This window comes from Haloferax marinisediminis, from assembly GCF_009674585.1.
Lineage (GTDB): Archaea > Halobacteriota > Halobacteria > Halobacteriales > Haloferacaceae > Haloferax > Haloferax marinisediminis.
Genome location: NZ_WKJP01000001.1, coordinates 237769 through 252865 on the forward strand (window position 1 = coordinate 237769; position 15097 = coordinate 252865).

The window sequence follows — 15097 nt, forward strand, 5'->3', positions numbered from 1 at the left end:
TTCGTTCTTTCTTCACCTACCGAAACAGCGCCCGCCCACCGAGAACCCACACGACTCGAAACACACCAACTCCCCACGACCCAGCGCGAGGTAGGCCGCGCCATCGACCACCGCCAACCCAGCAGTGTCAGGTGAGCCCGGAATCCGCCCTGAGCCGCGGACGCGTCCAGTCGAACGGTCCAGCACGTAGAGATAGTTTGGTGACCCAGATTCGGTCGTGCGCTCGGCGACGAAGTAGACGTTCGACCCGGCGACGATGGGCGTCCAACTGAGCGAGACGACCGGAGTCGGACCGAACGACCAGACGAGTTCGCCGGTGTCGAGCCGTCGCGCCACGAGCAGTCTATCGGCGCAGTAGTAGACGAGTTCACCAGCGACTGCGACCGCCGATTCGGTTCGTCTGGTCGCCGGTTTTCGCCAGACGATGTCGTGAGTGCGCCGGTCGAGGGCCACGATGGATTCGGAGTCGCCGCCGAGTGGCACGAGCAACGTGTCACCGGCGACCGTCACGGGCCCATCGACTGGAAGCGAAAGCGCCCACTCCTGTGCTCCAGTTTCGATGTCGAGCGCGACGAGACCCGCATCACCGTCCAGAAACGGAGCGTACACGGTCCCATCGGCGGCCGAGAGTGTCCACGGCACCTTCCGAGAGTTGAACCCCGCTCGCCACCGGGGCCTACCGTTCTCGGCATCGACAGCGACGACGCCCGCAGGTGGAGTTCTGTCGCCGTACGTCGCCGTCACGGCCATGTCACGGGAGATGACCGGTGGCGCGACGACAGGGTACGATTGTTCCGTCGTCGGAACTGGGTGCGACCACAACACCTCGCCGCCGGTCGACAGTGTGTGGAGTCCTTCGAAAGTTCGCGCGTAGAGGAAGTCGCCGGAGACCACCAGTGAGTCGTGGTGATACGCAATCTGGTCGACAGCGGTGGTCGAAATGGTCGTCTGCCACGCTTCTTCGCCGGTTGCAGCGTCGAACGCCGAGACGGCTGTCTCGTGTTGCCCGTCCTGCCCACCGCGTGTGTGGAGGGAGTAGACGACACCGTCGGTGACGACTGGCGAACTCGTCGGAAACGCGTCGAACACCGGCGCACGCCACGCGACGGTGGGGTCTCCAGTCGGACCCATCACCGGCGAGAATCCGGTTCGAGCGTCGTCGAATCCGCGGCGCGACCACGTGCCTTCGTATGTTGGTTGGTCACCGCTGCCGACGCACCCGGCAGTCGCCGCGAGGGCAGTCGTTCCGACTGCGGCGAGGAACTGGCGACGACTCGAAGTGGGCACGGCAAAGAAGTACGCTGGCTACGAGCAAAAGCGTCTGCCGTGGGTTAGCCGACCAGACAGTGGTCGAGGACGCCGGCAGTGCAGTCTTCGAGGCAGATGAGTTCGTCGTAGGTGTGAGAGATACATCGACCAGGTGTCTCGGCTTCGCGTGTACAGCATCCTCGTCACCACACCCCGACACCGACTCTCACGCGGACGAAGAGAAAGGCGGCTTTTTACCGCCTGACGGGTTACCGAGGCGTATGAGCCTACCCGACGCCGGTGAACGCGTCCCGCTCCCTTGTCCGTCGTGTTCACCCGACGAACCTACCGTCCACGAGGTGCTGAAGCCCGGCGGTCACTCGACCGTCCGCTGCACCGAGTGCGGTCAAGTCCACAAAGAGAAAGTAGAGATTCCCGACGAAATCGACATGGACGTCGTCGTCTCGCAGGACGGGTCCTCCGTCTCGACGACCGTCTCGGCCCCCAAAGAGGCAGACATCGCGCTCGGCGAGGAGTTCATCGTCGACACCCCCGAAGCGATTCAACTCGTCCGCATCACGGGCATCGAAGTTGGCCCCGACGAGCGAGTCGACGAAGCAGTCGTAAACGACGTCCAGACCGTCTGGACCCGCGTTGTCGACAACGTCGCGGTGAACGTCACCGTACACCCGAAAGACGGCAAGCGCGAAGACACGCGCAGTATCACCGTCAACGTCCCCGGTGACTACGAGTTCGTCGTCGGCGAGACCGAGTCCTTCGGCGACGAAGAGGTCAAAATCGAGGGCCTCGTCGTTCGCGCCGACGCCCCCGAGTACCGTCACGGGAAACTCGACCACCCCGGCGACATGGTGTACGCCAAAGACGCAAAGCGCGTCTACGCCCGCGACCAGACCTCCACCGCGTGGTCTGCCTGGTAGTCGAATCCAGCGAGACACGCTAAGAACACGACAGACGCGGAACACGACGCACACGGAACGAACTTTTCTTCTCGTATCCCGTCGGTGCTGCTATGCCTACCCGCGACCGGTCGCAGTTCTCGGTCGAATCGCTCGCACTCCTCTGGGCCGCCCGCGAGAGCGGCGTCATCGACGCACTCACGACCACCGCTGGCACCGCCAAGGACGTCGCCGACGTTGCCGACATCGACCCCCGTGCAGCGCGAATCACCGTCGAAGCGCTGGCGTCGATGGGGTTCATCAAACGCGTGGGCAGTGAGTACGAGATAACGAACCGGGCGCTCGGCTTTCTCGCAAAGCGTGACGTTCGGTCCATCGGCCGTCTCCCACACACTCTCGATTTCTTCTCGTTGTACACGGAGCTCCCGGAGACGATGGCGAACGGCGACGCCCCTTCCCGCCCCGACGAGTGGGTCCGCAACCGACTCGGGGCACACGACGCCACCGACGAGTCGGTCGTCCGGGCTTGCGTGACCGCGGCAGTCCGCGAAGCACCCGATTCGACCCACGTCCTCGACCTCGCGGGTGGGTCGGGTGTCTTCGCTCGTGAGTTCGTCGAACGCGGGTACGACGTGACGTTCGTCGAGGTCCCCGAGACGGTCGACGTGGTCCGACCACTGCTCTCGCGGGCGGGTGTCGACCTCGTCGCTGCCGACCCGACGAATCCACCAGTCGATGGCTTCGACCTCGTCTTCGTGGGCGATGCCTTCGCGGGACGAAACGCTGAGGAAGCGGTCTCGTTGGTCCAAGGAGCATACGACGCCCTCGAACCGGGCGGAACTGCCGTCTTCGTCGACGCACTGCACGGGCAGTGTTCGACGGCCACGACGACGCAACGAGCAGTCGATGCGCTCGCACTCGGACGCGGCGACCTGTACGGCGAAGCGACGGTCCTCTCGTGGACCGAATCGGCCGGATTCTCGCGTCAGATGACCCACGACATCCCCGGAACCGACCTACGGGCAGTTGTCGCCGAACGTGCGGTTGATTAGTGACCATCTCTGAGTTCCCCTATGGACAACTCGGTGCTGCGCCACGACATGGTCGATGGATTAGAGGAATCCCTCGACCGGTTCCCCGACGCCGTCAGCGTCGCGATGCGCAGCGTCCCGCGACACGAGTTCGTCACCGACGGACCGTACCAAAATCGCCCGACTGAGCACCGGAAGACGAACACGACGATTCTCGCACCAACGGCAGTTGGCCGGCTCCTGTCGGCACTCGCCGTCGAACCGGACCACGACGTGCTCGTCGTTGGCGCTGGCGTGGGCTACACGGCCGCCGTCATCGCCGAAATCGTCGGCGACTCGAACGTCCACGCCGTGGACATCACCCGGACGCTCGTCTACGAGGCCCGCGAGAACCTCCAGCGAGCAGGGTATGAAGGCGTACTCGTGGACTGCCGCGACGGCGCCGACGGTCTCCCCGAGTACGCACCGTTCGACCGCATCCTCGTCGAAGCTTCGGCGGTCAAGCCACCGCGTCGCCTCCTCGCACAACTCGCAGACGGTGGCCGACTCGTCATGCCGATGGGCGTGGGCGAGCAGACGCTCGTCGCCATCGAAGACGGCGACGTGGCCGAGAAGTTCGGCCCACTCTCGTTTAAACCGTTGCTCGTCGACGGCGAACAGACGGGGAGCATCGTCCGCAACCGGACGAAACGCGAGGACCCGGAGTACGAAGGCCGTGGATGGCACGCCGGCCACGGATGGGAACAAGACTGGATCGACTGGGAAGCGCACCACTGACTCGAAACGGCGTTGCTGGGACGCAGGTCTACCCCTACTGGATTTTACCTTCGAGATAGCCGACCCGGAGCGCCTGAAGCACCGTCACGAGCGTCCAAACTGCGAGTGCAGCGAATGCCGACCCGAGCAGAAGTCCTGCTGAAGAGAAGCCAGTCGCGACGAGGTAGATGACCAGCGTGAGTGTGAGAAATCGACCGATTGGCTCGTCTTCGCCGGGGAGGACGTAGGAAACGCGGGACATACGCTATTTGTCAGGTCCGTCCGTGATAATTGTGTTGTCGAAGACACATGTTCTGTCGGCGGATAGTCACGGTTCCTTCACGGCGAGAAGCGCCTGCACGGCCTATCCCGGTGTGACACCTATTTTCACACGGTGTACCACTCATGGAGAAGAACGTCGGCGGATACGACCGCATCGCTCGATTCATCGTCGGACCAGTACTCATCGTCCTCGGCGCAGCAGCGCTCGCTGGTGTCCTGACGATTGCAACAGGCACGCTCGGACTCGTCGTCGCGGGAGTTGCACTCCTGCTCGGAGCAATCCTGACGACCACTGCAGTGACGCAGAAATGCCCGCTCAACAGGGCACTCGGCTTCAACACCTACAAGGGCACCACGAAGACCGACCCAGAGACGATGGGCAACGCCCGAGCGCAGTAACTACTTTTTCAGACTTCAGGTCTTGAGTCCACTGCCAGTCAGCGGAACGACCACGTCGTCGTCTTCGTCGACGACGCCGGAGATGCGCAGTTCACGAAGTGCGGCGGGTGCGACTGCGCAGGTCGGTTCGGTGTAGAACCCGTGGCGGTGGAGTCTGTCGAGTTCGTCTTCCACCGCGTCGGCAGAGAGCGCGATGGCGTCGCCACCCGTCTCGTCGAGTGCCTCGTGAATCTCCGACTCGCGGACGGGGGAGAGAATCTGGATGCCGTCGGCGACGTCGTTCGTCTCGTCTGCGGCGGTGTAGTGGCGGGCCTCGGCAATCGGGGCGTAGCCAGCGGCCTGTGCGCCGTACAGACGCGGGATGCTGTCTATCCACCCTGCTTCGTAGAGGGCGGTGAATCCGCGGTACGCACCGAGGAAGAGCGTGCCGTGCCCGAGTGGTGTGACGACGGCGTCGGGCACGTCCCAGTCTCGTTGCGCGGCGACTTCGTAGGCGAACGTTGCTGTCCCAGCGAAGAACGCCGGGTTCCACGCGTGACTCGCGTACCACGCGTCGTCGGCTTCGACGGCCTCGACACAGGCGTCGGTCACGGCCTGTCTGTCCCCTTCGATGCGAACGGGTTTCGCTCCGGCGCGTTCGATGGCACGAAGTTTCGAGGGCTTGACCGACGCGGGAACGTATATTTCGGCGTCGATACCGGCGCGAGCGGCGTAGGTGGCGATTGCGGCACCGGCGTTTCCAGAGGAGTCTTCGACGACACGTTCGACGCCGAGTTCACGTGCCACCGAGAGTGTGGTCGTCGCCCCGCGGTCTTTGAACGAGCCGGTCGGAAAGACGTACTCCAGTTTGAACGACGCGTCCCACTCGTCTGCATCCACGAGTGGGGTCATTCCCTCACCGAGCGTGGCGAGCGGGTCGGTCGGGAGGAAGTCCTCGAACGCCCAGAGGCCGCGTCGGTAGTCGAGTGCGGCGTCTTCGGGAGTCGTGGCCGAGGGAACGAAGTCGGCCGCGAAGTCGAGCGGTTCGCCGCAAGTACACCGCCAGCGCCAGACGTCGAACGTCGACCCGCACTCGTCGCACGCGAGACGGAGGTGAGACGGGAGAGTGTTCGGTGTCATCGTCAGTTAGTACGTATCGATGTCGATGCCGACCGAACAGACGTATTCGCCGCTGGCGACCTGTGGAAGTCGTCGGGAGCGCCAGAAGATGCCGGCGTGGTCGGCGGTGACGCGGGCTTTGAGCGTGCCGAAGACGTCGGTGACTTCGAAGAGAACGTCACCGGACGACACTTCGTCGCCGAGGTCACACTTGAAGCGAACGAGGCCGCCGACTGGCGACCCGTACTGGTCGAATCCACGAGCGCGAGTCTGTGCTTCGAGTTCGGCCTCGCCGTCGACGAAGCCGTAGCCTCTGAGGACGTTGTGGACGCCTTGGACACCCTTCTGGATGCTCTCTTCGTCCCAGCCGACGCACCCACCGAGTTCCGGGTCGATAGTCGGGATTCCCGCGTCCGGGCCAGCGCGAGCGAGTTGGCCGTCGGGACCCTTCTGGTCGAGGACGTACCCGCATCCGAACGTCTTGGCGAGACGCAGGCACTTGGCGTGCATCCGGTGGTGGCGACCACAGCGGACGCGAACCTCGTTTATCATCCGACTGGTCGACCCCTGATGGAGGTCCAAGATGAGGTCGGCGCGACGGGCGGCCTCGAACGTCGCGGCCGCGATGCGCTCCGACGACGTTCCTCGTTCGTCGCCGGGGTACGCGCGGTTCATCTTCGTATCGTCGATGGGGTTGCGGTGCTGTGCGACCTGGTACGCGTAGTAGTTGACGATGCCGACGACGAGAATCGTGCCGGAGAGTTCGGCCGGGTCGATCTGCGGGACCACTCGTTGGATAACGCCGACGCCGTTGAGTTCGTCACCGTCTGAGGCGGCCTGTATGTAGAGCGTCTTGCCGGGAGACGCGCCGTTGATGACGGCGACAGGCAGACCGACGGACCCGCCGTCGCGGGACTCACCCACCTCCAGGCGGCCCACGTCCATCTCCCCGGGGGCCGCGCTTGCCGTTCCCAAGGTAATCATATCGCGAAACTCGGACCCACTTCCCTTTAGGGGTTCGGTCCGGCGAGAACCACCGCCACCGCGGTGGGTATCGAGTGGGTACCGAACGCGAACCGATGTCCACCCACCACAGCACCCAGAACGACATCGAACTGCCACGAAAAGCGGTGCCGCTTTGGTCTCCGGGTCGTAACGTCGGATTGTGACAGACGACGTTCCCGACCGCCCGCCGGCAGGCGGTCTCGTACAGGCACTCGACGTGCCACGAAACGCCGCAATCGGTGCCGTCGTCGGCCTTGGACTCGCCGTCGTGGCCTACCTGTTCCGGGTCCTCGAACTGTTCGGTCCGTTCGCGGGCACGCGTGAGTACCCGGTCCTCGGCGCAGAAGGATGGTTCCTCATCCTCGCGTTCGTCCTCGCGTCTTCGACGGCACTCCTCGTGGCGACGGTGCTCACGCTCGTGTCGGCGTATCGGCTGAGCCAAACGCTCTGATTACTCGTCGAACTCGCGTTCGTCGCCGACGAGTTCACCGAGTCGCTCAGCGCCCGCGCGCGTCCCCTTCGCGATGATGAGGTCGCGGCCGTGCAGTCGGGTGTTCGACCCGGGCGAGACGACCCATTCCTTGTTTCCGGCGCGGCGAACCGCGATGACGCGCATCCCGGTCTCGGTCTTGACACGCCGGTCACCGAGCGTGGAGTCTGCGAGCAGACTTCCGGGCGCGACGCGCAGACGAATGATGACCTCGTCGGACTCTTTGACGGCTGCAGCGACGACGGGGTGAGCGTCGATACCCCGGAGGACGCCCTCTGCGATTTCGAGGGCGGCGTCGCTTATCGTCTCGGTCGCACTGGCGAGTTGGACGAGACCGCGGAGGGAGACCGGGTCTTCGACACGACTCGCCGCACGAAGCGTCCACGCCTCGAACCGTGACTTCAGGGCGTCCACCTCGGCTTCGAGTTCTTCGACCTCTTCGGCGACACCTTCGCTGTCGAACAGCACCGCCCCGTACGCGAGGTCGACCGCGAGTTCGCTCATATCCTTCATCAGGACGATGGAGTCGACGGCGCGTTCGAGGTCTTCGATGGTCGACTCTTCGACCTCCGGTGGGTCGTACCGGATGCCAGTCGCTGCTTCGTGGACGGTTCGGAGGCCGTCGTCGCGGCCGCGGAGGAGGAGCACGTCGCCTGCACGGAGCGTCGTCTCGTGGTCGGGGTTCGTCACCCACTCACCCGCGCGGTGGATGGCGACGACCCTGACACCCGTCTCCGTCTCCATGTTGATTGACCCGAGTGACTGACCGGCGTAGGGTGACGTGGGCGTGAGTTCACACCGAATCGTCGTCTCGACGGCCTCGGGGAGCGCCGCGCGGATGGCGTCGGGGAGGCCGATATCTTCGATGACGACCTTGGCGATGTCGCCTGCGGCGTCGGAAATCTTCTCTGCGGCACCGACGACTCCGAGGACCGGTGCGAGTTCTTCTGCGTCCTCGGGACTCCGGGCAGCCATCATCAGACTCATGCGCGCCTGCAGTTGCAGGATGTCCATCCGCTCTTCGAGGTCAAGCACCTCGGCCGCGAGTTCCTCGTTCGCGTGGAGGACAGACGAGTACGAGAGGTCGATGAGTAGCTCTGCCGTATCTTTCATCTCTGCGAGTACGGCTTTCACGCTCACCGGTTCGTACTCGACGTCCTCCGGATTCATGCGCCCGCCTTCACGACGTGACGGGAAAAGACTTGCCAGGAATATCGGTGCCACCGTTTCTCGACTAGACCTACGACGCCATTGCATATGACATAGGTGGGCGACCGAACTGCACGCCACACAGAGCCACGACTGCGGGCGCGACGACAGTGGCGTATATAATGGACACCGTATGTCGACAGTTGTCGATGTATTGTGTCGACGCTCCATCAGAGAAGAATCGCATGACAGCGTTCGTATCCTATGTGTATGTCGGTCGATAACATATGCAGGGAAACGATAACGCTTTTTTGATATGGTAAGCAACCTTCTGGGTATGTCAGGCGAACTGAAGCGGGGGCTGGAAGGTGTGCTGGTCACCGAGTCGGAGCTCAGCTTTATCGACGGCGACGCTGGACAACTCATCTATCGCGGGTACGATATCGACGACCTCGCACGCGACGCGAGTTACGAGGAAGTACTCTATCTCCTGTGGCACGGGAAACTTCCGAATCGCGAGGAACTCGACGACTTCTCGGCAGAACTGGCGGCGCACCGTGACCTCGGCGACGGGATTCTCGACGTGGCACGCGAACTCGCCGAGCAGGACGAGTCGCCGATGGCGGCACTCCGAACGCTCGTCTCGGCGATGTCGGCGTTCGACGAGAACGCGGACTTCGAAGACGTGACCAACCGCGAGGTCAACCTCGAAAAGGCAAAGCGCATCACGGCGAAGATGCCGTCGGTACTCGCGGCCTACGCGCGATTCCGACGTGGCGACGACTACGTCGCACCCAACGAGGACCTCGACCACGCTGCAAACTTCCTCTACATGCTCAACGGCGAAGAGCCGAACGACGTTCTCGCCGAGACGTTCGACATGGCGCTCGTCCTGCACGCGGACCACGGTCTGAACGCCTCGACGTTCTCTGCGATGGTGACGGCGTCCACGCTCTCGGACATGTACAGTGCAGTGACCTCGGCAGTGGGCACGCTCTCGGGGTCGCTCCACGGTGGCGCCAACGCGAACGTCATGCGGATGCTGAAAGATGTCGACGACAGCGACATGGACCCCACCCAGTGGGTCAAAGACGCCCTCGAGCGCGGCGAGCGTGTCGCCGGGTTCGGCCACCGCGTCTACAACGTCAAAGACCCACGCGCGAACATTCTCGGCGAGAAGTCCGAAGCGCTCGGTGAGGCCGCCGGCGACATGAAGTGGTACGAGATGTCGGTCGCCATCGAGGAGTACATCGGTGAGGAGAAAGGCCTCGCACCCAACGTCGACTTCTACTCTGCGTCGACGTACTACCAGATGGGAATCCCGATCGACCTCTACACTCCCATCTTCGCCGTCTCGCGCGTCGGCGGGTGGATTGCACACATCCTCGAACAGTACGACGACAACCGCCTCATCCGCCCCCGTGCCCGCTACGTCGGTGACAAGGGTCTGGAGTTCCCGGGTCTCGACGACCGGTAACGACGGCGAACCACCCGTTCTTTTTCATACGCGCTGACACCAACACCGGCTGGTCAACGTCCCAGAGAGTTTACGTTAGTTTATCGACACTGGCACGACACCTGAATGACGAGCGTCATACGCCGCGATTAGGTCGCCGCTGTCTTGCGATTTCACTTTCACTGCGGGTGGGAGACGTTTATATACCTAGGGGTCAGAAAAACAGTTGCACGTCACACGCGTGCATTCCCCCTTTCCCCCACATTCACATCGAAGAGCGACGGCTCCTCGCAGTCGCCGTGTGAGTTGACAACACGGGGGTGATTGGAATCTATCCCGAACGATTAAACACGAATGGCAGTGATTCGTGACCATGCTCTCTCTTTCCGACGTTCAAGACGCCCGCGAGCGCGTCGAAGCGGTCGCTCGACGGACACCGCTCGAATACTCGCACACGTTCTCTGATATGACTGGCGCAGAGGTCCACCTGAAGTTGGAGAACTTCCAGCGGACCGGCTCGTTCAAGATTCGTGGGGCGATGAACCGCATCACGACGCTCTCGGAGGAGGAACAACGCGCAGGCGTGGTGACGGCGAGTGCCGGCAACCACGCACAGGGTGTCGCACTCGCGGCGACACGGGCGGGCGTGGACTCGAAAATCGTGATGCCGGAGTACGCCCCCATCACGAAGGTAAAAGCGACAGAGCGCTACGGCGGTGACGTCGTCCTCCACGGCGCCGACTACGACGAAGCCCAAACGAAAGCCCACGAACTCGAAGCAGCAGAAGGACGCACCTACGTCCACGCCTTCGACGACGAGTACGTGATGGCTGGACAGGGAACGATTGGTCTCGAAATCGTCGAAGACTGTCCTGACCTCGATACCGTCGTCGTTCCAATCGGTGGGGGCGGCCTCATCTCCGGCATCGCCACCGCCATCAAAGAACAGCACCCCGACGTTCGCGTCGTCGGTGTGCAGGCAGAACAGGCGTCCAGCGCTGCCGACTCGCTCACCAAAGGCTCCGTACAGGAGATCGACGAAGTAGACACCATCGCCGACGGTATCGCAGTTCGCCGGATGGGTGACAAGACGTTCGAGGTCATCCAAGAGCGTGTCGACGAGGTCGTCACCGTCTCTGACGAGGAAATCGCCGTCGCGCTCATGTACTTACTCGAACGCTCGAAGACGTTGGTCGAAGGCGCCGGTGCGGTGGCACTGGCGGCACTCATCTTCGAGAAATTCGACTACGAAGCAGACGAGGTTATCGTCCCGGCGCTGTGCGGTGGCAACATAGACATGAACACGCTCACAACCGTCGTGATGCGTGGTCTCGTCGAGACGGGGCGGTACCTGAAGATTCGCACCGAACTCAAAGACCGCCCGGGGTCGCTCGAACAACTCATTCAAATCATCGCCGAGAAGAAGGCGAACATCTACGCCGTCCGGCACGACCGGACCTCCCGGAAGATTGCACTGAACGCGACGGAAGTCGAAATCGACCTCGAGATGCGTGGCCCCGAGCACGTCGATACGCTCCTCGCTGCACTCCGCGGCGAAGGCTACGAAGTCGAAGTCCTCGACTGAGGTCACGGGCGCGTCGTCGGACAACCTGAACGGAAAGCAGAACGTCGCCCCGACGCGACTGCCCCGACTGTTCCCGCCTATTTTATCACGTCGTGGCGAAACTTGCCGGGTATGAAGCGCGTCATCTCGACAGACGAAGCGCCGGCTGCAGTCGGTGCGTACAGTCAAGCAACGACGAACGGGTCCCTCCTCTACACTGCCGGCCAGATTCCCCTGACGCCGGACGGTGAACTCCTCGACGACGAGGACATCGCCACCCAGACCAAGCAGTCTCTCGACAACGTGATAGCCATCCTCGACGAGGCGGGCGCAGACGCAGGCGACGTGCTGAAGACGACCGTCTTCCTCGCCGACATCGACGACTTCGACGAGATGAACGAGACGTACGCGACGTACTTCGACGACGAACCACCGGCACGGTCGGCCGTCGAGGTGGGTAACCTCCCGAAGGGCGTCGGCGTCGAAATCGAAGCGGTCGCCGTCCTCGACGAGGAGTGAACCGTCGGGTTCGGTCGGCCCTCGCGTGGGGTGCAGTGAGCCTCCTCCTCGTGGGCGTTCTCGCGCAGGGTGCGACCCTCTTCGGCCTCGGTATCGAGGCGTCGTTTTGGGCGGTGGCAGCAGTGGCACTCACCGCAGGCATCGTCGTCACGTCTGTGACATACGTCACCGAGCCACGGCTCGAACGGAAAGGAAGGGCTTAAATTATCGAGGCAGAAACGTTGCGTTGTAAGCCAGCCAGGATGGCCGAGCGGTAAGGCGCACGCCTGGAAAGCGTGTTCCCTCTGGGATCGGGGGTTCAAATCCCTCTCCTGGCGCTTCTCTGAAAACTACACCTCCGAGCGATGCGTCTGGGCGCATCGCAGACAGCCGTTTTCGTGAAGCGCCCCAGTGGGATTCGAACAAGCGAGCGAACGAACGTGAGCGAGTGAGGTTCAAACCCCTCTCGTGGCGGACTGACTCCGCTTTTCCCCTGAAGTCTCGCTTCTCAGTTGGCCGCGCTAGTACACACGGAGGCGGCAAAACACCGCTCGTGTTTTCTCGCTCCCCGGGAATCCCGAGTGGCGTATATTCTCACCGCAGTGCAACTGTCACTCACAGGCGACACGGCTACGTCGCCGGTTTCGGGAGCGTCGTCAGTCGGAGTTCGACGGCTCCTGTATCAGCATAGCGTCCAAAACATTCATCACCATGCGAAACAATACCACGTTTGACAATGCCTGACACCAAAAGCGGCCGTGAGAAGAAGGGCCTCAACAAGCGGACCCAGCTTACCGAACGGCTGTACGAACGAGAGTTAGCGGTGTTAGACGGCGAAGACGACGAGCCCGAGCTCGACGATCTCTCCGGGGAGTTCATCGCGGAGGAGCTTCCAGACGAAACCTGACGACTCGGTCTGTATCGAATATCTCGGCGACTCGAATTTTTTCGGCGGTATCGAACTCGGTGAGCGTGCCACACCGTGGGACTACCCGTGTGTATCGGTGCGCACCGCCACCCGGCGGACGTATTCTCCCTCGACTGGGTAGACGACAGCGGCGATTCGGTTGCCGTCCGGTAGTGACTGTGCTACTGAAACGGCAGGTGAAATACAGTATATAAACTATGTCGAAACAACACCGATTGTGCCATATGGTGTCGTGGACCATGGCCGGTTGAAACCCGGGGAAGGTCGGTGCAGTCTCTCGATTCTGTGCAATTGCTGTGTCGCTGATGCAAATTTCTCTCCGACACGTCGGCGACAGGTTTTTATAGAATCACAAACAATCAGGCGATGACTATGAGCCAGCGAATGCAACAGGGTCAGCCGATGATCATTCTCGGTGAAGACTCCCAGCGCGTCAAAGACCGCGACGCGCAGGCGTACAACATCCGCGCCGCACGAGCGGTCGCCGAAGCAGTACGCTCCACACTCGGTCCGAAAGGGATGGACAAGATGCTCGTCGATTCGATGGGCGACGTCACCATCACGAACGACGGTGTCACCATCCTCAAAGAGATGGACATCGACAACCCGACGGCCGAGATGATCGTCGAAGTCGCCGAAACGCAGGAAGACGAAGCCGGCGACGGGACGACGACCGCAGTCGCGATTGCGGGTGAACTCCTGAAGAACGCCGAGGACCTCCTCGAACAGGACATCCACCCGACGGCCATCATTCGTGGCTTCAACCTCGCCTCGGAGAAGGCCCGTGCGGAGATTGACGACATCGCAGAGCACGTCGAACCCGACGACGAAGAACTGCTGAAGAAGGTCGCCGAGACCTCGATGACCGGCAAGAGCTCCGAACTCAACAAGGAGCTTCTCGCAGAGCTCATCGTCGGTGCCGTCAAGCAGGTCACCGTCGAAGCTGACGACGGTTCCTACGTCGTCGACCTCGAGAACATCGCCATCGAGACGCAGACCGGCCGCTCCGCGTCCGAGTCCGAACTGCTCACCGGCGCTGTCATCGACAAGGACCCCGTCCACGACGACATGCCGGTCCAGTTCGACGAGGCCGACGTCCTCCTCCTCAACGAGCCTGTCGAGGTCGAAGAGACGGACATCGACACGAACGTCTCCATCGAGAGCCCCGACCAGCTCCAGAAGTTCCTCGACCAGGAAGAGGCGCAGCTGAAGAAGAAGGTCGACCAGATCGTCGACTCCGGCGCAGACGTCGTCTTCTGCCAGAAGGGCATCGACGACCTCGCCCAGCACTTCCTCGCGAAGAAGGGCATCCTCGCGGTCCGCCGCACGAAGAAGTCCGACATCAAGTTCCTCAAGAACATCACGGGCGCGTCCATCGTCTCGGACCTCGACTCCATCGAGTCCGCCGACCTCGGCACGGCCTCCATCCGCCGTGACGACGACGACGAACTGTTCTACGTCGAAGGCATCGGCGAAGACGTCCACGGTGTCACGCTCCTCCTCCGTGGCTCGACCGACCACGTCGTCGACGAACTCGAACGCGGCGTGCAGGACGCCCTCGACGTCGTCGCCTCGACGGTCGCCGACGGCCGCGTTCTCGCTGGCGGCGGTGCCATCGAAGTCGAACTCGCCTCGCGCCTCCGCGACTACGCTGACTCCGTCTCCGGCCGCGAGCAACTCGCCGTCGAAGCGTTCGCCGACGCGCTCGAACTCGTTCCGCGCGTCCTCGCAGAGAACGCTGGTCTCGACTCCATCGACACGCTCGTCGACCTCCGCTCGGCCCACGAGAACGGTCAGGTCCGCGCTGGCCTGAACGTCTTCACTGGCGACGTCGAAGACGCGTTCGAAGCTGGCGTCGTCGAGACGGCCCACGCGAAGGAGCAGGCAATCGCCTCCGCCTCCGAAGCTGCGAACCTCGTCCTCAAGATTGACGACATCATCGCTGCTGGTGACCTCTCCACCGGCGGCAACGACGACGAGGAAGGCGGCGCACCCGGCGGCATGGGTGGCATGGGCGGTATGGGCGGCATGGGCGGTGCGATGTAAGTCGCGCCCAGTTAGGCCACCATACACCCCATCCGACGCCTGCACCGCACGACAGACCGATTCTTTTTCGACAGACTGAGTCGACCTGAGTAGCGACAGCACCGCGTCTCACACCCTACCGAGTCAATCAGTCACATTCCGAACAACTTGGATGATTCTCTCACTTTCAGAGTAAGACTTGGATTTGCATCCAGAAATAGAACAAACTAAGTAGGTGCTACGGGAACGTG

General features: G+C 62.6%; 16 protein-coding genes and 1 tRNA gene. 12 read left to right on the forward strand and 5 right to left on the reverse strand.

The genetic code is table 11. The features are described 5' to 3' along the window. Positions 1-12 precede the first annotated feature (12 nt). On the reverse strand, positions 13-1287 hold the full coding sequence (locus GJR98_RS01275; protein ID WP_191965402.1) for an outer membrane protein assembly factor BamB family protein: 1275 nt from the start codon (positions 1285-1287) through the stop codon (positions 13-15). Positions 1288-1529: 242 nt separating this feature from the next. Between GJR98_RS01275 and GJR98_RS01280 the strand changes: the two genes are divergently transcribed. The 3 genes from GJR98_RS01280 to GJR98_RS01290 all read left to right on the forward strand — a co-directional run bounded on the left by GJR98_RS01280 (position 1530) and on the right by GJR98_RS01290 (position 3973). Continuing rightward, positions 1530-2186: an HVO_0476 family zinc finger protein gene (locus tag GJR98_RS01280; RefSeq protein WP_151134692.1), complete on the forward strand. Its 657-nt coding sequence runs from the start codon at positions 1530-1532 to the stop codon at positions 2184-2186. 92 nt (positions 2187-2278) lie between these two features. Then, on the forward strand, positions 2279-3217 hold the full coding sequence (locus GJR98_RS01285) for a class I SAM-dependent methyltransferase (protein WP_151134694.1): 939 nt from the start codon (positions 2279-2281) through the stop codon (positions 3215-3217). Between the two features lie 21 nt (positions 3218-3238). Beyond that, entirely contained in the window at positions 3239-3973 is a 735-nt protein-coding gene (locus tag GJR98_RS01290; protein WP_151134696.1) for a protein-L-isoaspartate O-methyltransferase family protein, read from the forward strand. Positions 3974-4007: 34 nt separating this feature from the next. On the opposite strand, the gene GJR98_RS01295 is transcribed toward GJR98_RS01290, so the two are convergent. Further along, complete coding sequence (locus GJR98_RS01295) at positions 4008-4214, reverse strand: hypothetical protein (protein ID WP_151134698.1); 207 nt, start codon at positions 4212-4214, stop codon at positions 4008-4010. Between the two features lie 143 nt (positions 4215-4357). On the opposite strand from GJR98_RS01295, the gene GJR98_RS01300 reads away from it, so the two are divergent. Beyond that, the gene (locus tag GJR98_RS01300; protein WP_151134700.1) at positions 4358-4633 is read left to right on the forward strand and encodes a YgaP family membrane protein; all 276 of its coding nucleotides are present in this window, start codon (positions 4358-4360) and stop codon (positions 4631-4633) included. Positions 4634-4648: 15 nt separating this feature from the next. Here GJR98_RS01300 and GJR98_RS01305 read toward each other — a convergent pair whose 3' ends face one another. After that, complete coding sequence (locus tag GJR98_RS01305; RefSeq protein WP_151134702.1) at positions 4649-5752, reverse strand: pyridoxal-phosphate dependent enzyme; 1104 nt, start codon at positions 5750-5752, stop codon at positions 4649-4651. A gap of 6 nt (positions 5753-5758) precedes the next feature. Beyond that, positions 5759-6715, reverse strand: coding sequence for a succinylglutamate desuccinylase/aspartoacylase family protein (locus GJR98_RS01310; RefSeq protein ID WP_151134704.1), 957 nt, complete (start codon positions 6713-6715; stop codon positions 5759-5761). Between the two features lie 181 nt (positions 6716-6896). Between GJR98_RS01310 and GJR98_RS01315 the strand changes: the two genes are divergently transcribed. Then, positions 6897-7187, forward strand: coding sequence for a DUF7536 family protein (locus tag GJR98_RS01315; protein ID WP_151134706.1), 291 nt, complete (start codon positions 6897-6899; stop codon positions 7185-7187). Here the strand turns inward: GJR98_RS01315 and GJR98_RS01320 are convergent, their stop codons facing one another. Continuing rightward, positions 7188-8396, reverse strand: coding sequence for a potassium channel family protein (locus tag GJR98_RS01320; protein WP_151134708.1), 1209 nt, complete (start codon positions 8394-8396; stop codon positions 7188-7190). It lies immediately after the preceding gene. Between the two features lie 316 nt (positions 8397-8712). On the opposite strand from GJR98_RS01320, the gene citZ reads away from it, so the two are divergent. The 7 genes from citZ (at position 8713) to thsB (ending at position 14867) form a co-directional block, all read left to right on the forward strand. Beyond that, positions 8713-9852: a citrate synthase gene (gene citZ / locus GJR98_RS01325; RefSeq protein WP_151134710.1), complete on the forward strand. Its 1140-nt coding sequence runs from the start codon at positions 8713-8715 to the stop codon at positions 9850-9852. A gap of 352 nt (positions 9853-10204) precedes the next feature. After that, a complete protein-coding gene (gene ilvA, locus GJR98_RS01330) occupies positions 10205-11416 on the forward strand; it encodes a threonine ammonia-lyase (RefSeq protein ID WP_151134712.1) in 1212 nt (403 codons plus the stop codon). A 111-nt stretch (positions 11417-11527) separates the two neighbouring features. Further along, complete coding sequence (locus GJR98_RS01335) at positions 11528-11914, forward strand: RidA family protein (RefSeq protein WP_151134714.1); 387 nt, start codon at positions 11528-11530, stop codon at positions 11912-11914. Beyond that, on the forward strand, positions 11911-12117 hold the full coding sequence (locus tag GJR98_RS01340; RefSeq protein ID WP_151134716.1) for a hypothetical protein: 207 nt from the start codon (positions 11911-11913) through the stop codon (positions 12115-12117). Before GJR98_RS01335 ends, GJR98_RS01340 begins: the two co-directional genes overlap by 4 nt. 33 nt (positions 12118-12150) lie before the next feature. After that, positions 12151-12231 (forward strand) — tRNA-Ser (locus tag GJR98_RS01345). 398 nt (positions 12232-12629) lie between these two features. After that, a complete protein-coding gene (locus GJR98_RS17390) occupies positions 12630-12800 on the forward strand; it encodes a hypothetical protein (RefSeq protein ID WP_191965403.1) in 171 nt (56 codons plus the stop codon). Between the two features lie 423 nt (positions 12801-13223). After that, a complete protein-coding gene (thsB, locus tag GJR98_RS01350; RefSeq protein WP_151139361.1) occupies positions 13224-14867 on the forward strand; it encodes a thermosome subunit beta in 1644 nt (547 codons plus the stop codon). The last annotated feature ends 230 nt before the right edge of the window (positions 14868-15097 follow it).